The following is a 17,970-nucleotide window of genomic DNA, read 5'->3' as shown; positions in this document are numbered from 1 at the left end:
CTGCCTACCTGCGTCCCAGCCAGCGGCGCCATGCGCTGCGCCACCCCGATACCGGCGAGGGGTGCGATGCCGCCGAGCCGCCAAAGGCATCCAGCCGCCGGGCGCGCAGCAGCGTCGCCGGCATACCCGCCGCCACCATGCCGGCGGGTACGTCCTGGCGCACCAAGGCACCCGCCGCCACTACGGCGCCGCGCCCAATGCGCACGCCCTCGAGCACGATGGCGCCGGCGCCTATCCAGGCGCCATCCTCGAGGACGATGCGGGCACGCGTGATGCGGTTGCGGGCAATGACCACGTCGCCCTCGTCGATGGCATGCCCGGCCGAGAGCAGCTTGGCGTGCGGGCCGACCAGCACGTCCTCGCCAATTTCCAGCCCGCCCTCGCCAGACAGGTAGGCACCCACGTTGACAATGGTGCGCGCCCCAATGCGAATGCCCACGCAGGGGTCGGCGGTCACGTCGCCCAGTACCAGCCGCGTCTGGGCGTAGAGGCTGACCGCGTCGCCGAGCTGGACGACATCGCTGCGCTCACCAAAGCGCATGACGGAGACGCTAGGGTCGATCCGGCAATCTGCGCCCAGCCGGTCCACGCCGGGAAAGGCGCACGTGATACCAGGAACGCCCAGCAACTCTTGCGCGCTCAGTTGGGCACCGCTCACCTCTGCCCCCTAAGCCTTCGCCAGCGCGCAGACCAGGACCGATCCGCCAACAAAGCTCTCAGCTGGTTCAGTTCTGCGAGCAAATTAGCACTCGGCTGTTGGATTGCCTCAATCTGGTTTTGCAGATCTTTGATGATCACCTTGGCCTCGGAAAACGCCTTTTGGTGCTCTAGCAACGAGGCAAGTTCGCTTTCGCGCCGCAGGGTAAGCGCCTGCAGCTCTTCACGCAACTGATCCACCTGCGCGCGCGCGGCGGCGCCTTCCCATGCAACTGAATTGTTCGACGCGGTAGCCACTACCATCCATTGGTATACGTCAAAATCCTGCCAGCCGTCGCGCAGACTCGCGCGCTGTGTGTCGGTCAAATCCTTCCAGCATTCGGCGAATTCGCTTTGCTCCAGCGGGACCCGGTTGGCCTCCCAGACCCTGGGCGCCCAACCGCAGTCAAGCAGGTTTCTCTCCAGACTGCGCCGGGTAAAGAAGTGCACATGGGTGCGGTCGAGCTGCCCCTTGTCTGCATAGTCGAACAGCCCCTGCCGCAAACCGGCCACCACCCCGGCGTACGCAATGTTGGGTACGGAAATAATCAGGCTACCCGTGGGGACCAGCACCGAGTTCAAGGCGCGCAACACGTCTTCCGGCCGCCGCAGATGCTCCAGCACGTCGCACGCCAGGATCACGTCAAACTGCCGGCCCGCCAGAGCAGCCATCCAATCGCTGCCATCGAGATCGCCCGCAATGCACTCTGCACCCAGCGCCTGCAGGGCGGACAGCGCTTGCGGGTCGTTTTCGACCACCGTCACAGCGTAGCCGCGCGCACGCAGCACGCGCGTCATGGCGCCTGGGCCAGGGCCGAGCTCAAGCACCGAGCCTTGCGCTGGAATCCGGCGCAGCACGCGCGCCGCCCAGGCGTCGCCCTCGGGGTCAAACGCATAGTCGTAGCGGTCAATGTGCGTCACGGTTCACCTCCTGTGCTGCAGGATGCCACATCTGGTCCCACAATCCCCAATGCCACCAGGCCCAGGGGCGCGCCTGCACGTCGCAATGCAGTCTTTGAATAACCTGATCAATCGCCTGTTCGGGGTCATCCGGCAGCGGCTCTACCATCACTTCAAGCTGATCTGGTCGATGCGTGTACGTCGCCGCATGCAGCAAAGGAACTCCGGTAGAACGCGCCAGGCGCTCAATTCCCGTTGGCAATTGCAAAAATCCACCCAGAAAACTGTGCGGCCTCAAGCGCGCGAAATCGGCGCGCCAAGCATCTGCCAAAATCACCCAAGCTTGGCCAGCTCGCAGACTCTCGTGAACCGTTCGCATTCCATCGTCCGTGGTATGCCAAAGACCGCCGGTAATTTCTGTATATCTATTTATTTTGCGCAGCAGAAAACGCCGATGTGCAGGATCGAGGTCGGGATTGGTGAGCACAGGCATCGTCAACACATTGGACTTGATGCCATGCTGCGCCAAAGCAATGGGAGCAGTGAGCAAACGATCGAAATGATTCAGCACCAAAATGAAGCCCTTCCCCGCTTGCGCCAAACTCCGAGCATGTTCGATGCCCCTGAGTGCAATGGCGGGCCCTCCAGAGTGACCGAGCCGATGAAAAGCCATGGCATCGATTCGCTCCTGACCCAACATGCGAACGTGAAGCTTTGCCCACAGGGTTTGTTCAGCACGCGTTGACTGCGGAAATATGTCTTCAAATCGTTTCTGGAGCCAGGTCAGCAGTTCTTGATTTCGCCTGTCTGCCCTGCCTGCCAGCTGCCATGGAAGCGCTGTAGGCAGTTTGGCCATACAGGGAATGGCAAGATCAAGCGAGAAATTGAAGTTCATTCAACCAACAACCATTCGTGCTCGAGCCAGGCGACACCAAACTCGCGGTGCTTCTGATTGAGCACCGTGAACGGCTGAATCAACTCAGCCATATCCAGCACCTGGATCCCCGTATCATCCAGGGCATAAACACTCCACAGGTACTCGCCGGACAAAAGTACCAATCTGGGAAAACGCACGCGAATACGGTGAATCCCCACGCCGACGATGGCCTGTCCGCCCGGCCGAAACTGCGTGCTTGTACCGAAAACGTTGTCCTTGTCGGGTCGAACAATCGAAAAAAGCACGTGAAACGCAGACTCCCCGTAGGCCTCTAGTTCAAGCGCGACCGTGACATCCTGAAAAGTGTCCACCTGCGCTGGATTAATGCCGTCTCCGGTTTCTAATGTGAGACTGAGAATCTTGACAAGGTTCACTGTCGCCGTGGCTCGCGGAAGCGCTCCGTCGGGCGCAGAGCTGTCCTTCTCATTGCCCGGTTCTACGCGCAATGACACATAGCGTCGCCGCTCATGCGCTTCGTAGGCCGTGACTACGTCTTCGGTATTGCCAATCGCCTCAATGCGCCCCCCATGAATCCATGCCACTCGCTGGCACAGGCTGCGCACCTGGTACAGGTTGTGGGAGCAAAACAGCACCGTCGCCCCCTGCTCGCGCAGCGCGAGGATGCGGTTCAGGCTCTTCTTCTGGAAGTGCAGGTCGCCCACCGACAGGGCTTCGTCCACGATCAGCACCTCCGGGTCGATCGCCGTGGCCGCCGCGAACGCCAGGCGCATGAACATGCCGGACGAATAGGTCTTCACCGGGCGCTCCAGCGTCTCGGCTGTCAGCTCCGAGAACGCCGTGGCGCGCTGGTGGAAGGCTTCCATGGCCGCGCCCTCCAGCCCATGGAGCGCTGCCATGAAGCGAATGTTGTCGTAGCCCGACTCCTCCGGGTGAAAGCCCGCGCCCAACTCCAGCAGCGCCGCCACCCGGCCTTCGCGCGCCACCTCACCCCGCGTCGGACGGATCGTGCCAGCAGCGATCTTCAGCAAGGTGCTCTTGCCGGCCCCGTTTTCGCCGATCAGCCCAAAAGTCTCGCCTGCCTGCACAGCAAAATCGATACCGGCCAAGGCCACATGCACGCGGTGGCGCTGCCGCCCGGTGAGCCATTCCAGCAGGCGGTCCTGCGGCCTGGCATAGACCGGGTAAGTTTTTTCCACCCCCTCAAAGCGAATGCTCATGGCCTACAACGCCTCACCCAGCACGGGTTTCATGGAACGGAAGAACCACCAGCCCCCGCCGCCTAGCAACACCACCCAGACCGCCAGCGCCCAGCCAGTCCCCTGCGGAACGGGCATATGAAGGACCACCGATTGCACGGCCAACACCAGGCATGCCACAGGGTTGAGCAGAAACAAGATGTGAAACCGCTCGGGCACCTGGGCCAACGGGTACACGATAGGCGCCAGGTAAAACCCGAGCTGCAGCGCAACCGCCACAGTGGAGCCTACATCGCGCCACAGAAAATGCGCCATACTGAGCACCAGGGTCAGGCCAAACGTCAGCACGACCTGTGCCAGTACCAACAGCGGTAGCCAGGCCCACGACAGGAAGGGCCCCACGCCTTGCCCGATCGAAAGCACCAGCAGCAGCCCATAACCGATGCCCAGCACCAGCAGGCTGCCGCCCACCGACACTGCAGGCAGTATCTCGGCGGGCATGGGCTGCTTGCGCAGAAAGTCCTCATAGGCGGCCAAACTGCCGACCCCCCGACCAATGGCATCGGTAAATGGCAGCCAGATGGCCAGGCCAGCCAGCAGGTGCAACAGGTAGCCGTTGCTCGCCGCCAGGCCCGGCACCCGCACCGCCAGAATCAGGCCAAACAGCACGTAGAAAATGGCCAAGCTTGCCAGCGGCTGAACGAAGGCCCAAGCGAGGCCCAACACCGAACCGGCGTAACGCGTCTTGAACTCGCGCAGCAGCCAATAGCGCCACAGCACCCAGGCGCGCTTGGCGCCCCCCGCCGACTCCGCCCGAGACACCCCGGCCTGGAGCTGATCATGGAGCTTTACATTCATTGGCGCCTCGCCTGCCCCGAGGCCAACACGCGATACAACTCAGATCGATTCCACTGCATTCGCTGGTCCATGGTTCGCTGCTGCGTCAACAGCAGGGGTCAGTGCCTTGCGCGCCGCCAGCAGGCCTTGCGTGAAAGCTTCAGCCGACGCTTCCCAATGCTGCTGGCGCGCGAAAGCCAGAGCCCGTTGGCACAATGCGTGACGCGCCCCATCGTCCTGCAGCACATGGCACAACGCATCCGCCAATGCCTCCAGCGTGGGATCGGTCAATAGCGCCACATCGTCATTGAGCAGCCACTCGACGCAGTCACCCCGGTTAGACACCACGGCACAACCGCTGGCCATCAACTCCAGCGGCATCAGCGACAGGTTGGTCAACGACAGTATCAACGCAGCGTCGCACTGGCTGAACACATCCGCCAGCTCTTGCGGCGAAACAACGCCGGCAGACAAATGAGGGAATGGAATGAGGTAATCGCTGACGTCCCACCCGGCCAGGATGAACTGCGTATCGGGCAGCCTGCGAGAGACCGCATCCAAAACCAACAAACCAAACTCGAAGGCCCGCCGTGGTGTGGGGGGGCGTGCATAGAAAAACACACGCTTGATTTCTCGCTCCCGTCTCGGTCGCTGGCGATAGCAATCATGATCGACACCGAAACTAATGGCGTGCGTCCGCATGCCATAGTCATCCTTCAGTTTTTGCGCCAGCCATCCGCCAGCAGTAATTCCAAAGAAACCAAAACGATAGGTATTTTCAGCAAGAACCGATTCTGTTCCCATGGGATAAAAGCTGGGCTCGAAATCCTGAACAAAATACAGCTTTTTCGCTTCCCCTGCGACCGCTCGCACCGGATACGCCGTTTGCCAACCGGTGGCAATCACGAATTCACTGTTGGGCAAGCCGTCGAACCCCATGAAGACCTTCGCCTTCAGAGAGAAGAAATGCTCACAGATATCCTGGCGCGCCGACTCGGCGCTTGCATGGTTGGTCGGACTGACGATGACGATATTCGACTCCCACCCCATGCGCTCCAGATGCATGATGGTGCGGAAAATCGTCTGATGTCCGCCAGAGCCGATGTTGAAGTCTGGAATGAACCACAGCAAGGTTCCCGCGCGCGCCGTCCCCGAGGCCAGCTCCACCTTGGCAACGCGAACGAAATCGTAATGCGTGAAAACGTTGCGGCTCTTCAAGCTGCCGGGCCCTTGGCTCAGCCGCCGCTTCACCATGGACATAGCGCCCCACACCCCATGGCGTCGCGCCAAATCCCACACCTGCCGCATGCGCAGCCCGATCAACCCTGCCATAAACACTCCAAAAACGCATCGCTCACGCGCATCCCGACATTTCCCGACAACGGCGGTAAGAGCCAATTTCAAACTGACCCTTGACGCCAACCTCTTGCCAACGATGTTGCCTGATACCGTTCATGTTCTGTGCCACAGAACCTACGCAGGGCGGCCACGCTGCAAGGTCTGGTCGCGAGAGAGCACCCCCAACAGCCATCCCGGCAAACGCCGGTGCTGTGTCCCCAGGAATTGCCCCGAAGTGCGCGCCAGCTCAATGCCCGCCATATGGATGGTGCTCTTCACCCAGCTCCAGCCACGCTGGCCCGCCTGGCGCAGCCAGCCGGCATCACGCCGCGCGAGCAGCCCGGCGCTCGCCCAGGCACGCAAAAGACTGCGCTGCATGTCATAGCCAAAGTCACGTTGAAACGAGCGTGCCTCGTCAAAATTGCGTTGCAGGGTTTCCCAGATGCCGAAATCGTGCGAGTGGTACACCGCTGCCTCTGGCGCATAGGCTTTGCCATACCCCGCTTTGACAGCAGCAAGCGCCCAGGTCTGGTCTTCGGCAAAGGCGACATCGGGAAACGGCAAACGCTGCCAGACCGAGCGGCGCAGGCAGGAATTGTTGTTGGAGAAAAAGTGCAGCCACTGGCGGTAGCCCGGATCGCTGGCAAAGCGGGCGCGGTCGTCGAGCCGCACCACGCTTTGCGTCTGCCCAAAGCCGGCAAAGTGCTGCGCCAGTTCGCGCTGCGTGACGAGGCGTGCATCCGGGTGGGCCCTGTGCGGGCCGAAAGCACCCGCCACGTCGGGCTCGGCGTCGCAGGCCGCGACCAGGTTAGCAAGCCACTCTGTGCTCGCGGGCCTCGCGTCCTGCGTGATGAAGACCAAAAACTCGCCAGTGGACAAGGCTGCCAACTGGTTGCGCGTGCGCCCATGGCCAAAGGCTTCGGGTGCAATGGTCTCGCAGCGCACGCCGCGTGCGCGCACCAACGCAACCGAACCATCGGTGGAACCCGAATCCATCACGATCACCTCAAACGGCCAGGGGGTGCGCTGCGCCAGCACGACGTCCAGCACCTCGCCCAGCAAGGCGCCACCGTTCTTGACGGGAATCAGCACGGAAGCGCGCATTTTGGTCTCGGTCATGGCCAGGGGTTCGCTCAACAAGTCGCAGTTCCAACCCGGAGCGCCTTGGTGTGGCTCCTGCTCACAGGCTGCAGTGAACGAAAAATGGATAACCGAGAATTCTACTGTGCGGGTCCGCCCCCATGCCAGCGCTTACCAAGCGTTGCCGAAATACGTGATTTATTTCTTCACTTCGGATTGCGGACTCTTGAGGGCCTCGTCCGAAAACAGATTGTCAATGGCCTTCTGGTCGAATTCCACACTGTATTTCTTGAACATGGTGTCGAGCAGCTTCTCGTTGGCTTCCTGGCGGCACAGGTTCACCGCGCGCGTGGGCACAGAGACCGCCACCTCATCCCATGCAAGCTGGCGGCTCTCGCGCTTGGCCGCCACATAGAAAAGGTAGCCGAAATCCCCTTCCCGCACCGGCCCGACCAGTTCGCCCTGTTTGGCACTTGCGAGTGCACGCAAAATCTTTTCGTCGTCGGTGAGCGTCACCCAGCCGATATCGCCTTGCGCGTCGAGTTGGTGCACGACCGCCGCCTGCGCCACCACGTCGTCGAGCTTGCGGGTGCCCGATGCGATGGCCTGTGCCTGCTTCATCAGCCAAGCCATGGCGTGCTCGCCTTCTACGGTGGCCGATGTCGGCAGCATGACGCGGCTCAGGCGCGCCATGGGCGGCACGCGGAAGGCCTGCGGGTGGTCATCAAAGAATTTGCGTGCAGCAGCGGCGTCGGCTGGCGGCTCGCAAGCGGGAATCAATTTCTGGTAGATCGCGTGGCTGTAGATGTCATCAAACCGCTCCTTGGCGTGCTCGGCGATCCGCGGCACCCGCATGGCGTCACCTTCAAGACCCAGGGTACGTGTCAGGGCCATTTCGCGCAAGATGGTCTGCACGCCCCAGACGTTGCGCCGAGCTGGCCGCAGGTCGATGCGCCGGTCCAGATAGTCCGACAGGTCTTGCGCGGTAATGGTTTCCGCTTTGCCAAGGTGCACCAACACGGCCTGGTTGTCGACGGCCGCTGTGGCAGCCACAGCCGAGGCCAGGCCCATCAGAATCATTGCAAAACGGCCAATTTTTTGAATCAGTTTCATAGTCAATAAAGGATGAATCACATTGCTCAGGGGCGTGGTGTCGCGTGCTCCCAGAGGGGGCCATAAATCACGTCTGAGCGCTCGCCGGATGAATTGAGCACGACCAGATCCAACTGGCCATCACCATCGACATCTACCAATTGCAAGCCGGTAGAAAACCCGCTGGTGCGCAGCCCACGGGTTTCCAGAACCGCTCCCTGGGCATCCAGGCGCTGAAGGGTGAGTTGGCTGTCTTCTCCCCAGATCACCAGATTGTCCGCCAGAGGGGCCACGGAAACCGAGCCATTCGGAGTACCAGCAAGCCACTGAAGTTCCCCGTTCACCATGTTGATGCGCGCATTGCGCCCCCCAGTCTCCAGCGCCACGTAAAGCCAGTGCCCAGAGGGCGAGGGGCGCACTTGGCGTGGCACCGCTGGAAAGGTGGCGAGCACGCGCGGGAGTTCTGTCATGGCCTGCCCCACCTTTCCATCGGGCACGGCGACCACGCGGCGGCCATCCAGGCACGCCACGGCAAATCCACCGCCACTCACGCCAGGAAGGTGATCGACATGCACCGGGTGCCACGGGGTTTCACACCAGCGCTGCGTTTGCACCTTGGCTGCTGCGGGGTTGCCCTCTGGCCAGTCGACCCAGGCGACCGCGCTTCCGCTGTACGGCGTGGCCAGCACGCGGTGGCGCCCAGCCTCGGAGGGCGCCACGACCACGTCGCGCGGAGAAAACCCGACGCCAACTTGGTGCACGCGAACCAAGTGGTCTTGTTCAATGCGGAAAATATCAATGCCCGCAGAGCCCTCAACGGCGGCGGCGAGCAGCGTGTCCGTCAACCAGACGGCCGAATCGGGATGGTAGGCAAGCGGCTGGTGATCGAGCAGTCGATAGGTGCGACCATGCAGCGCGTACAGAACAAGGACGCCGTCTTCATGGTCCACCACCGCCAATCGGCACGATGCGCCGCTGCAGCGCACCTGCCCACCCCAAGCCATGGGCGAATCCAGGGCGATGCGCGCAGGCACGCTTTCGGATGCAGCCACCGGCGCCACAGACGCGGCAGACCCTTGCACCACCTGTGTCTGGCAGCCCGCCGCCAACGCAGCGACAACCACCACCAGCAGCAGCCTGCCATTTACCCATTGAGCCAACTTCATGCGACTTCTTTCCAAAAAAATAGCGCCTTTCGGCGCTATTTTTTTTGCAACAACCCGAAAGCTGCTGCTGTGCAAAACTTCCGTTTGCGGGCGGCGTAAGCACCGCCAGCATCAGGAAAGATTAACGGTGTGCGCCCAGGACGGACTGCAGAGCACCAAAGGCGGGAGCAGCGATCACAGAGTACGTGAACGCAGAACCACCAAGGGTAGCCAGGCCTTGACCAGCGACGCCTGGGTAATCTGCAGGCAGAACACCAGAATTCCAATCGATGAAACCATCGGTGAAGGTAGCAGGACGGCCGGCAATGGTTTCAGGGTCAAACCAGTCGAGCTCAGCAAAGCTCAGCTTGAACTTGACCGACTTGCGGTTTTGCGCATTGTCGTACATGTTGACAGTGTGCGTGCCGCGTTGGTCGCCCGTGGACCAGACCACGATACGCGTGTCGTTGCCACCGGCAGCGCCGTCCACAAAGTAGCGCATGCTGAAGGTTGGGCCAGCGCCAGGAACCACGGTAGCGGCACCGGCCACAGCGGTCAAGCTCACGTTGTTCATCGTGCTCAGGTTGGTACCAGCGGCCAGCGTCAGAGGGCCGTCGATCACGGGGGTGAATGCAACAGACTTGCCGACTGCATCCACATAGAAGGCGTTGGCCGCCAGCTGACCACCCACCAAGCCTGCAGCGGCGGAAGCAGCCGAGCAAGCAGTCGGGCCAGGAGCCGGGGCTGCAGCACCCGTAGCAAACACGAGGTAACCGCGCATGCCTGCCAGACCCGTGCCCGACTCAGCCGACCAAACGAAGGACCGGTAGGCCTTGTCGGTCATGGGGAAGCAGCCGTCGGTGACGTGCTGGGAGTTCTGGTCAAAGAACGTCCAGAATACGGACACGGTTGCGCCGGATTGGTTGATCAGGCCAACAGCCGTGGTGTCGGCTGCGCCGTCGTGAATGACGTTGGGAACCACAAGACCGTTGCTGAACGTGCCAACGGTGTATGCCTGCGCGACGCCAGCGCCCAGTGCGGCGGCGGCCGCGACGGCTGCCAGTGCAAATTTTTTCATCTTCTCAGTCCTTAAATAATTGAACGAAGCTTTCCCAGCGTTGCGGGATCTGCAACCCATCCGTCACTCCGTTTGGGTTGGCGCCATCTTATCCCGAGACTTTTACGTTTTCAATCGAAACCCAGGAGAATTTGGCCGTTCGTGATTTTGTTGTCAGTCAACAACGTTATTTGCAGCCTCACGAGGGGAACATTGCGCTTTTCTTGATGACATGGAACCACACACCGTCAATCAGGCGCCAATGGTCCTGCGCCAGCGCCTCTTGCCCTTTGATACGCAGCAGGGGAACAGAGAAGCGCATCTGTACGTCCACCACCGCTTCATCCCCTTCGATGCTCTTGACATCGCGCACCTCGACCGAGTCGTACACGATACCGCCCCGCTTGAGGTAGGCCTCCAGCGTCCAGGCCGGGTCCTTCGATACCTCTTCAAACGACCAGGCTGCCACGCTGTCGTTTTTCTGCTGTATCGCCCAATAGGCCTGTGCGCGCTGCAGCAACGCTGCCTTGTCGCCACCAGCGCCGGCATGCGCAACACCCGTTGCACCGCCTATACCCGTGGCGCAACCCGTGGCCAAAGCCAGAACAACGGGAGCGCAGCAGCGCAGCACCCAGCGGCGGCGAGAGAGTGACATGCCCATGAAGTAGATCTCCTAAATGAATAAATGACGGATGTTGACCTGGCTTCAGCCCAGGAGTTCACTGCTTGGCAGCGGGCGCGACGAGATCGCCCCGTGGCGGGAAGGCGGTGTTGTCGAGCGACATGGTGTGCATGCGCTGGCGCATTTCGGCGCTGGCGGCACGCAAGTCGTCGTCGTTTTCCAGCACACGCGGCGTCAGCATCACCAGGAGCTCGGTACGCGCACGGTTGTTGGTTTTGGTGGAGAACAAGGCCCCCAGCACCGGAATGTCGGCCAGGCCTGGTATGCCGCTGCTGCCGCGCGTTTCGTTGTCGCGAATCATGCCGCCCATCACGACGGGCTCGCCCGAGCGCACCGCCACACGGCTTTGAATCTGCCGCGTCTGGAAGCTCCGCTGGCCGGTGGCGGAGTCGATGGTACCGACATCGGTGACCTGCTGGGCAATGTCCATGGTGATCAGGCCCCCGGCATTGACCGATGGAGTCACCGAGAGCATGACCCCGGTGTCCTTGTAGGTGATGGCCTCGGTGATCAGGTTGCCGGTGGTCACCGTGGTGGAGCTCTTGATGGGCTGCTGGCTGCCAATTTGAATGGTGGCGTTGTGGTTGTCCAGCACCAGCACCGAGGGGTTGGACAGCACGCGAAGCTGAGATTTCGCGGCCAGCGCATTGAGCGTGGCTTTGACGATCCCGGCCTTGTTGAGAATGGTGTACGAGAAGCCGGGCTGTTTCGCGCCAATGCCGCCGCTGTCGTTGAGGTTCAGCAGTGCCTGGCCGGTGCGACCGTTGCTCAGGCTGTTTTCCACAAACCATTCCACGCCGTAGGCCAGGTCGCCAGTGAGGCTGACCTCGACGATACTGGCTTCAATGAGCACCTGGACAGGCGCTGTGTCGAGCTCGCGCAGCGCTTTTTCGATGCGCCGGTATTCGGCGCGCGGCGCGCGGATCAGCAGGGCATTGCGTTTGTCGTCGGCGACCACGCGCACATTGCCTTCGAGTTGGCTGGTGGTTGTCGAGGGCGATGCGCTGGCCGCGGTATTCGTGGCCTTCAGTGGCGTCATCCCGGTGGAGCCAGAGGCGCTGGACATGCTGCCAGCACTGGCGCCGCTCATGCCCGATGTCCCGGTGCCAAGGCCGGAGGCGCTGGAAGTACCGCCAAATGGGTTGCTGCTGCCCGTGGACCCGCCAAACTGGGTCGGCGCCGAGCCCGCGGCCACGCCGCTCTTGGCACGCGTGGTGTCGTTGCCAAACAGGCCGTTGAGCATGTCGGCCAGGTGCTCGGCCGAGCCGTTCTGCACTGGGTAGACGAACAGGCCGGGCTCGAGTGCGTCGCTCGGCTGGTCGAGGCGGCGAATCCAGGTTTCCACCTGGCTGAGCAATTGTTTGCGCGGCGTGACGACCACGAGCGCATTCAAACGCTCGACGGGAAATACGCGAATGAGGCCAAACAATGGGTTGGTCGCCGCGGCAGCGCTTGCGGAACTTGCGTTCGCCGCGCTTGCGCCCGGTGCGCCAGCGGCCGACCCAGACGCCGCTGCGGCGCCAAAGGGCGACGCACCGGCAGTGCCCGACCCGCCATACGGGTCGGCCGATTTGTCCGGGCCGAGCATGGCCTGCAGGGCATCGCGCACCACAGTGACGTTGGCGTTTTCCAGCACGAACACACCCAGCGACATGCCGGAGAGGAAATCGACGTCAAATGCGTCCACCATTTCCAGCCAGCCAGCCAACTGCGCCTTGCTGCCCTGCAGCACGAGCAGGTTGCGCAGGGTGTCCACATAGACAATGGCCTCGCGCGGTGCGATGGGCGCCAGAATCTTGGCCATTTCGCCAGCGGCAATGTAGCTGAGCGGCACGATCACGGTGCCCGAGCCGGTCAAGTCTTTGAAGTGCGACGCCCCCAGGACAGGGCGCGCGCCGACCGTCACTGTCCGTTTGGTGACGTGGTAGACGCCCGCGTTGTCGCGCACGATGGCAAGGTCGTGCGGCAGCAATACGGCGTCGAGCACATCGAGCACCTCTTTGCGCGGCAAAGGCTGGCTGGTGCGCAGGCTGACCACCGTGTCGCCCCCCGCATCGACGGTGTAGTTGAGCTTGAGCAGGTCACCCAGCAAGGCAGTGGCCAGGTTGCCGACGGTGGCATTTTCGAAGTTGAGGGAAACCTTTTCGCCTTTGGCCAGCACCGGGTCGGGCTTGGGGCCAATGTCGCGCTTGAAGAGCTGGTCGTTCCCCGCAAAGATGCGCGTTTTGGTCTGGGGCTTGGCCTCGGGCTCGGTGGCGGGTTGTTCCTGATCCTTGGGCGTTGCATCGGCCGACTCTGTCTCGCGGGCTGGTAGCGGCGCCTCCTGGACAGGCACTGACTCGGTCACGATGTTGGAGGTCGTCACCGCGGCCTTGGCGCTGGCAAATTGGGCCGAGAGCGAGCCCGGCGGTGGCTGCTGTGTGGTGGCGCAGCCTGCGGCCAGCAAGGCCAGGAAAAGGATGGAAGGCCGAAATGTCATGAACAGAAGCTCCGAATAGAGGGTGTGCGTGGTTTATTGACCCGCTGGTGGCATAGACGGCCGCCCTTGGGGTTGGCCAGGCTTGGGCTCAGGGCTTGCGGCGTGCTCCAGGGGGCGCTCCACGCGTTGCTGATCGACAGACATGAAGACTGCCTTGCGTCCGTCAAAGGATTCAATTCGCCAGGGCCTGGAATCGGTGCTCAGCTTCAAGGTGCTGCCGTCCTTGCGCTGCAGGACGGCCAGTTGGTCTTTGCCCGAAGCGAATACCGCAGTAAGGCGCGATTCCATCAGTTCCTGGGCCAAACCACCTTTGGCATCGCCCGCACCCGTGGGTCGCCGTGACGTCCAGAGCACCGGACGCTTGAGCGCCTGCTGGGCATGAAACACCGGTGGCGAGGGAAGTTCAGCCACCGCTGGCAGTTCGGGCATGCGGGCAGGTGGCGCGCGCCAGGCGTCTTTGCCTGTCTGCCACCACCAGGCGCTTGCCGCGAGCGTTGCCACCGCCAGTAAGGGCGCTACTTGCCAGGGTTTGGTCATGGCTGCCCTTTCTGCGGCGCAATTTTCTGCGGGGCAATGGGCGCTTCGAGTTGCAAGGCGAGGCGGGCGCTTTGCGGGCCGGGGCCGTTGCCGGCACCGTCGCGCGATACGATGGCAGAGCGCACCCAGAAGGGTGGCAGGTGCGTCTGCAACGCTTCCAGGAACTGGACGAGTTTGGACCAATCGCCCGTGATGGTGGCAGTCAGGCGAATACGCGCCATCTGGCCATCGGCGCCGGGCTCGAGCGCGACCTGCGAAGACACCAGGGTGCTGCCCGAGTTGACGATGAGTTCACGCAGCTTTTGCTGTACGTCGTTGGGGGCATTTTCACCACCGGGATGCACCCAGGGAGTCACATTGGCGCGTGCCTTGGTCAGCAGCGCTTCGATTTGCGGCCCGGATTTGACAATGCCGTCAAGGCGCTCGCTGCGCGCCTCGAGTTGCTGGAGACCACTGTCATAGCGTGTCCAGAGCGAACGGTACACCAGCGCCCCCGCAGCCAACAGGCACAAGGCCAGCAGCGCCAGCGCGATACCGGTCCGGCGCATCCAGATATTGGGCGTCATGGCTGCGCTCCATCGGCGCGCCAGCGCATTTCAAAGGTGAAACGTTCCTTGTTCAAGGTGTTGTCGCGCACGTTGGCGCCAGTGGCACGGGCATCTGCCAGACCCGGCTGGCGGCCAAGCTGCGCCAGCAATTCGTTGGCGTTGCCCGTCAAACCCGTGACCCGAATATCACGCCCATTGACTTCAATGCGGTCAAGCCAGGCGTCGTCTGGCAGCGCAGCCGATAAACGGTCGACAAGGCTCGCCAATGGCAAGTCGTCACTGATGCTCTTCGAAATCTCGTCGCCCACCCGGGCCTGGTTGCGCAGCTCGTCAAGCTTCTGGCGCAGCGGCGCGGCCTGTGTCTCGAGCCCCTGGACATGCTGCAGGGCCAAGACCACCGCCTGGCGCTTGAGCATCAGCGGCATGAGGGCTGGTGCGAGGAGCATGGCGAGCATGAGTAGCAGGGCCGCGCCTGTCAGGCCGTCCATGCGCCGCTGGCGCTTTGCCTGCGCCTGCAAGGCCGACCCATGGACAGCGAAAACCCGGCCAGAATGGGTCAGGTACACCGGGGCGTCGTCGGCAAGGCTCTGCTGTGCCAGCATGTCCTGCTGCAGGCCGCGCCGACACATAAGCCATTGCACCTGCCAGCTCGAAAACGTATCAGGGACCGCGGCCCACGCAAAAGAGATCTGGTCCGGCGGTATGGGCGAAAGGCGCCACAGAGCCTCTTGCACGGCAGCTCCCAGATCGGACCGGCGCACGTCGGGCAACCGCATCTCGCCGCTGAGGCAGTTGGCCTCGGGCACCACCAGGCCAGCGGCTTTGCCTTTGCCGCTGCGTGGCAGCACGCGGTTTTCGCGAACGGAGGCAGGTTTGCCTTCAGCAGTGACCACGGCCACTTCGTAGGCAGGCCAAAAACCACGCCCGACCAGCGCGCGCCGAATCGCGCCCAGACCCCATACGAGCCGATCCGACGCCCTTTGCACCTGCAGAATGAATTGCCCCCAACCTGTCATTGCTTGAATTCCTGTTCTGGCCCATCTGCGCGGCGCGTCGGCTCCAGCGAGAGCGTTGTCCATGGAGTCAGGGTGTCTGGCCGGGCGCTGAGATCCAGCCAGGCCTGCCGCTGCCACCAACGCCCATCCTCTGCTTGCATGGCGGCTTGAACTCTCACGGTCTGCCCCACCGCCGACGCTGTCGCGGTGAAAAACGGGGCGGCTGCTCCCGAGAGCAATTCGCCAGCCCGCATTTCCGGGGAAGAGGAGTGAACACGCGCGCCAAAACCCTGCTGGCCCGTGAGTGCGTCGATGAGCGCCGGGGGCGCAGAACCGATTTCTATGCCCTGCTGTCCGTTGATGCCCAAATAGGGCGCGATTGTCTCATACAGCGCAGCCGTCATCCCCATGACGGACTTGAGTTCGGAGAGGTCTTCCGGCGCCGAATTTCGGGGCAGGGAAGGCCAGCCGGCAGCGCGGTACTGGGCGGCTTCGGCACCACCGATGCCACTCGGAATATCGTCCGGGTCGATGTAATCGTGGATGCGGGAAACGAGTATGGCCGCTTCACCCGGCGCCAAACCGCCCACTCTCTGCAGCAAGGTTTCCAGCAAGGCGTCGCTGGCCACGTTCACGTCCACGAGGCCTCCTGAAGGCGTGATTTCAACCCGCACCTGGTTGGTCCCCAGTACCATCTGCTCAGTGCTGTACTGCGCGCCGAGGCTTTTGTCCGCCGTCAAACGCTGCGCCGTGAGTTGAATGGCGGCATCGAGCACCGATTCGGCGCGCATGCGTGCAAGACCGAAGCCGACGTTCTGCGTCTGCTGCCGAATCCCGCGGGCGCTGGCCAGCACGACCAGAGAGAGCGCGGCCACCAGCCACAGCACCAGCACCAGCGCGGCGCCAGAATGGGCACGCCGGCCTGTCATCGCGCCCTCGCCAAAGCAAACACCAGGGGGGGCCAATCGCCACGTTCGTCGCCGATTTCGAGCTTGATGCGGGAGGGGAACTCTTTGCGCGTCGAATCCCAGTTGCGGGTCCACTCGGCGGTGCGGCCGTCCTGGTAGTACCACTGCAAGGTCCGCACGTCGCTGAGCAGGGTTTCGCGCAGGGCCACGCCCCAGTCGAGGGCCATGGAGCCGCCGTCGTACGGCAGCGCCTCCACCACCAAGTCGGTACCGCCACCCTCGTGGCGCAAGGGACTGGCGCGAAAGACGTACAGCCCCCCCGCATCGCCACGTTCCGGCAGTGGCGCCACCCAGAGTGCCCCGGCAGCATTGCCGGTGAAAAAGATCACTGCGTTGGCCCCGTCGCTGCGCCCGAGGAGCCGCAAACCATCGAATTTGCGCCCCAGCCACTGGCTGACCACCAGCATGTGCTCGGAGCGATCCATCAGTTGCTGGTTGCGATCCTCAGACTTGCCGATCAGCGCAAAGCCGGCAAACATCAAGGTCACGACGGCAGCGGTGATGGCCAGCGCTATGAGCAGTTCCAGCAGGGTGAAGCCGGACTGCAGCCGGCGCGTGGAATGCCTCATGGAGCGGTCCGCCAAGGCTTCCAGGTGGTCCAGCTCGCTACCGGAGCGCCACCGCTGGCGCGGGAGACCTCAATCGTCACACGGGCCGCCGATACCGGAGACGCAGCCGGGCGACCGCTCTCTTCGGTGATCTGCACCTGTTCCGGTGCCGTGCGCACCACCCAGCGCCAGGCGCCCGCCTGTCCAGACGCCGACCGGGCCAGATCTTCCGCGTAGGTGGCGCCGGCAAGGACCGACCTGGCGAGCAAAGTGGCCTCGACCCGGGCCTCGACATCGCCGACATTCTTGGATCCCTGGCCCACGCTTCGGTACAAGGTGGCCAAGGCTATGGAGGCAATGGCCATGGCGACCAGCGCTTCGAGCAAGGCAAAGCCGAGGCGCCCTTTGCGCGGTACGCCACTGCGGCGACCGATTACCGCCGCGCGGCGTGAGGAAGAAAGCAGCGTGGTCATGAGCTGCCGTCCACTCCAACCTGTTCGACTGTACCCAGCAGCCAGCTGACACGGAACATCACACCACGGCCGCCGCGCAACACGGCCAACTGCCCGCCCTGGGCACCCCCGTCGGCGTTGAACACAAACACCGGTTCACCGGGCGCCGGGGAGGCTTTAGGGTCGTGCGCCAGCGGCTTCCACGTCACCTCGAGCGACGGCGGAATCACCAGGGGCGGCTGTCCCTGCACCAGCAATTGCCGCGCCTGCGGTTCATAGGAGACGGAGATGCGCTTTCCTTGCTGTACACAGAGCGCACGCGCCTGGCTGAGGCGGCTGGCCACGTCCCTGACGGTCTGGTGGTACCGCGCCCGGTCCATGAAGGACTGCGCTCCGCCGCCCACCACAGCCGCAGAAAGACCAGCCAGCACCAGCACCACCAACAGTTCGAGCAAGGTAAAGCCCGCCACCTGGGAACGGCAGCGCATCGCATGCACTTCGCGGCTGCCCGCCACACAAGTC

General features: G+C 62.9%; 19 protein-coding genes. All 19 read right to left on the bottom strand.

Annotation, left to right across the window (positions count from 1 at the left end; all coding sequences use genetic code 11):
* Nucleotides 1-4: 4 nt before the first annotated feature.
* The 19 genes from AC07ZH_RS00915 to AC07ZH_RS00825 all read right to left on the bottom strand — a co-directional run bounded on the left by AC07ZH_RS00915 (nt 5) and on the right by AC07ZH_RS00825 (nt 17,936).
* Complete coding sequence (locus AC07ZH_RS00915) at nt 5-658, bottom strand: acyltransferase (protein WP_495198159.1); 654 nt, start codon at nt 656-658, stop codon at nt 5-7.
* Complete coding sequence (locus AC07ZH_RS00910; protein WP_495198158.1) at nt 655-1,617, bottom strand: class I SAM-dependent methyltransferase; 963 nt, start codon at nt 1,615-1,617, stop codon at nt 655-657. Before AC07ZH_RS00910 ends, AC07ZH_RS00915 begins: the two co-directional genes overlap by 4 nt.
* Nucleotides 1,604-2,491 (bottom strand): LpxL/LpxP family acyltransferase, encoded by an 888-nt coding sequence (locus AC07ZH_RS00905; RefSeq protein ID WP_495198157.1) that lies wholly within the window; start codon nt 2,489-2,491, stop codon nt 1,604-1,606. Before AC07ZH_RS00905 ends, AC07ZH_RS00910 begins: the two co-directional genes overlap by 14 nt.
* The gene (locus AC07ZH_RS00900; protein ID WP_495198156.1) at nt 2,488-3,711 is read right to left on the bottom strand and encodes an ABC transporter ATP-binding protein; all 1,224 of its coding nucleotides are present in this window, start codon (nt 3,709-3,711) and stop codon (nt 2,488-2,490) included. The genes AC07ZH_RS00905 and AC07ZH_RS00900 overlap by 4 nt, the downstream gene beginning before the upstream one ends.
* Nucleotides 3,712-3,714: 3 nt before the next feature.
* Nucleotides 3,715-4,548 carry an ABC transporter permease gene (locus tag AC07ZH_RS00895; protein WP_495198155.1) on the bottom strand — a complete coding sequence of 278 codons (834 nt, stop codon included), beginning with the start codon at nt 4,546-4,548 and terminating at the stop codon, nt 3,715-3,717.
* A 39-nt stretch (nt 4,549-4,587) separates the two neighbouring features.
* Nucleotides 4,588-5,859, bottom strand: a complete 1,272-nt coding sequence (locus AC07ZH_RS00890; protein WP_495198154.1) for a glycosyltransferase family 4 protein — start codon at nt 5,857-5,859, stop codon at nt 4,588-4,590.
* A gap of 141 nt (nt 5,860-6,000) precedes the next feature.
* Nucleotides 6,001-6,984 carry a glycosyltransferase family 2 protein gene (locus AC07ZH_RS00885; RefSeq protein ID WP_495198153.1) on the bottom strand — a complete coding sequence of 328 codons (984 nt, stop codon included), beginning with the start codon at nt 6,982-6,984 and terminating at the stop codon, nt 6,001-6,003.
* Nucleotides 6,985-7,143: 159 nt separating this feature from the next.
* Nucleotides 7,144-8,058: a peptidyl-prolyl cis-trans isomerase gene (locus AC07ZH_RS00880; protein ID WP_495198152.1), complete on the bottom strand. Its 915-nt coding sequence runs from the start codon at nt 8,056-8,058 to the stop codon at nt 7,144-7,146.
* Between the two features lie 26 nt (nt 8,059-8,084).
* Nucleotides 8,085-9,203 carry an FG-GAP repeat domain-containing protein gene (locus AC07ZH_RS00875; protein WP_495198151.1) on the bottom strand — a complete coding sequence of 373 codons (1,119 nt, stop codon included), beginning with the start codon at nt 9,201-9,203 and terminating at the stop codon, nt 8,085-8,087.
* A 121-nt stretch (nt 9,204-9,324) separates the two neighbouring features.
* Complete coding sequence (locus AC07ZH_RS00870) at nt 9,325-10,260, bottom strand: hypothetical protein (protein ID WP_495198150.1); 936 nt, start codon at nt 10,258-10,260, stop codon at nt 9,325-9,327.
* A 178-nt stretch (nt 10,261-10,438) separates the two neighbouring features.
* Nucleotides 10,439-10,894, bottom strand: a complete 456-nt coding sequence (locus AC07ZH_RS00865; RefSeq protein WP_495198149.1) for a hypothetical protein — start codon at nt 10,892-10,894, stop codon at nt 10,439-10,441.
* Nucleotides 10,895-10,958: 64 nt separating this feature from the next.
* Entirely contained in the window at nt 10,959-13,400 is a 2,442-nt protein-coding gene (gene gspD, locus AC07ZH_RS00860; RefSeq protein ID WP_495198148.1) for a type II secretion system secretin GspD, read from the bottom strand.
* A 33-nt stretch (nt 13,401-13,433) separates the two neighbouring features.
* Nucleotides 13,434-13,937 (bottom strand): hypothetical protein, encoded by a 504-nt coding sequence (locus tag AC07ZH_RS00855; protein WP_495198147.1) that lies wholly within the window; start codon nt 13,935-13,937, stop codon nt 13,434-13,436.
* Complete coding sequence (gene gspM, locus AC07ZH_RS00850; RefSeq protein ID WP_495198146.1) at nt 13,934-14,503, bottom strand: type II secretion system protein GspM; 570 nt, start codon at nt 14,501-14,503, stop codon at nt 13,934-13,936. Before gspM ends, AC07ZH_RS00855 begins: the two co-directional genes overlap by 4 nt.
* The gene (locus AC07ZH_RS00845; RefSeq protein ID WP_495198145.1) at nt 14,500-15,501 is read right to left on the bottom strand and encodes a PilN domain-containing protein; all 1,002 of its coding nucleotides are present in this window, start codon (nt 15,499-15,501) and stop codon (nt 14,500-14,502) included. Before AC07ZH_RS00845 ends, gspM begins: the two co-directional genes overlap by 4 nt.
* The gene (locus AC07ZH_RS00840; RefSeq protein ID WP_495198144.1) at nt 15,498-16,409 is read right to left on the bottom strand and encodes a type II secretion system minor pseudopilin; all 912 of its coding nucleotides are present in this window, start codon (nt 16,407-16,409) and stop codon (nt 15,498-15,500) included. The genes AC07ZH_RS00845 and AC07ZH_RS00840 overlap by 4 nt, the downstream gene beginning before the upstream one ends.
* Nucleotides 16,406-17,017, bottom strand: coding sequence for a prepilin-type N-terminal cleavage/methylation domain-containing protein (locus tag AC07ZH_RS00835; RefSeq protein ID WP_495198143.1), 612 nt, complete (start codon nt 17,015-17,017; stop codon nt 16,406-16,408). Before AC07ZH_RS00835 ends, AC07ZH_RS00840 begins: the two co-directional genes overlap by 4 nt.
* Nucleotides 17,014-17,469 carry a type IV pilus modification PilV family protein gene (locus AC07ZH_RS00830; RefSeq protein ID WP_495198142.1) on the bottom strand — a complete coding sequence of 152 codons (456 nt, stop codon included), beginning with the start codon at nt 17,467-17,469 and terminating at the stop codon, nt 17,014-17,016. The genes AC07ZH_RS00835 and AC07ZH_RS00830 overlap by 4 nt, the downstream gene beginning before the upstream one ends.
* Nucleotides 17,466-17,936 (bottom strand): prepilin-type N-terminal cleavage/methylation domain-containing protein, encoded by a 471-nt coding sequence (locus AC07ZH_RS00825; RefSeq protein ID WP_495198141.1) that lies wholly within the window; start codon nt 17,934-17,936, stop codon nt 17,466-17,468. Before AC07ZH_RS00825 ends, AC07ZH_RS00830 begins: the two co-directional genes overlap by 4 nt.
* Nucleotides 17,937-17,970: the final 34 nt, after the last annotated feature.

The sequence above is a fragment of the Simplicispira sp. GW247-4R2A genome (genome assembly GCF_059424465.1).
Note: the sequence above shows the minus strand (reverse complement) of the source record. Positions and strands in the feature narration are given on the sequence as shown.

What these genes read in the sequence shown, in the direction of transcription:
- AC07ZH_RS00880 (WP_495198152.1), bottom strand. Translation starts at nt 8,058, where the DNA reads ATGAAACTGATTCAAAAAATTGGCCGTTTTGCAATGATTCTGATGGGC.
- AC07ZH_RS00835 (WP_495198143.1), bottom strand. Translation starts at nt 17,017, where the DNA reads ATGAGGCATTCCACGCGCCGGCTGCAGTCCGGCTTCACCCTGCTGGAA.
- AC07ZH_RS00840 (WP_495198144.1), bottom strand. Translation starts at nt 16,409, where the DNA reads ATGACAGGCCGGCGTGCCCATTCTGGCGCCGCGCTGGTGCTGGTGCTG.
- AC07ZH_RS00885 (WP_495198153.1), bottom strand. Translation starts at nt 6,984, where the DNA reads ATGACCGAGACCAAAATGCGCGCTTCCGTGCTGATTCCCGTCAAGAAC.
- AC07ZH_RS00900 (WP_495198156.1), bottom strand. Translation starts at nt 3,711, where the DNA reads ATGAGCATTCGCTTTGAGGGGGTGGAAAAAACTTACCCGGTCTATGCC.
- AC07ZH_RS00865 (WP_495198149.1), bottom strand. Translation starts at nt 10,894, where the DNA reads ATGTCACTCTCTCGCCGCCGCTGGGTGCTGCGCTGCTGCGCTCCCGTT.
- AC07ZH_RS00855 (WP_495198147.1), bottom strand. Translation starts at nt 13,937, where the DNA reads ATGACCAAACCCTGGCAAGTAGCGCCCTTACTGGCGGTGGCAACGCTC.
- AC07ZH_RS00830 (WP_495198142.1), bottom strand. Translation starts at nt 17,469, where the DNA reads ATGACCACGCTGCTTTCTTCCTCACGCCGCGCGGCGGTAATCGGTCGC.
- gspM (WP_495198146.1), bottom strand. Translation starts at nt 14,503, where the DNA reads ATGACGCCCAATATCTGGATGCGCCGGACCGGTATCGCGCTGGCGCTG.
- AC07ZH_RS00825 (WP_495198141.1), bottom strand. Translation starts at nt 17,936, where the DNA reads ATGCGCTGCCGTTCCCAGGTGGCGGGCTTTACCTTGCTCGAACTGTTG.
- AC07ZH_RS00890 (WP_495198154.1), bottom strand. Translation starts at nt 5,859, where the DNA reads ATGGCAGGGTTGATCGGGCTGCGCATGCGGCAGGTGTGGGATTTGGCG.
- AC07ZH_RS00905 (WP_495198157.1), bottom strand. Translation starts at nt 2,491, where the DNA reads ATGAACTTCAATTTCTCGCTTGATCTTGCCATTCCCTGTATGGCCAAA.
- gspD (WP_495198148.1), bottom strand. Translation starts at nt 13,400, where the DNA reads ATGACATTTCGGCCTTCCATCCTTTTCCTGGCCTTGCTGGCCGCAGGC.
- AC07ZH_RS00895 (WP_495198155.1), bottom strand. Translation starts at nt 4,548, where the DNA reads ATGAATGTAAAGCTCCATGATCAGCTCCAGGCCGGGGTGTCTCGGGCG.
- AC07ZH_RS00845 (WP_495198145.1), bottom strand. Translation starts at nt 15,501, where the DNA reads ATGACAGGTTGGGGGCAATTCATTCTGCAGGTGCAAAGGGCGTCGGAT.
- AC07ZH_RS00870 (WP_495198150.1), bottom strand. Translation starts at nt 10,260, where the DNA reads ATGAAAAAATTTGCACTGGCAGCCGTCGCGGCCGCCGCCGCACTGGGC.
- AC07ZH_RS00875 (WP_495198151.1), bottom strand. Translation starts at nt 9,203, where the DNA reads ATGAAGTTGGCTCAATGGGTAAATGGCAGGCTGCTGCTGGTGGTGGTT.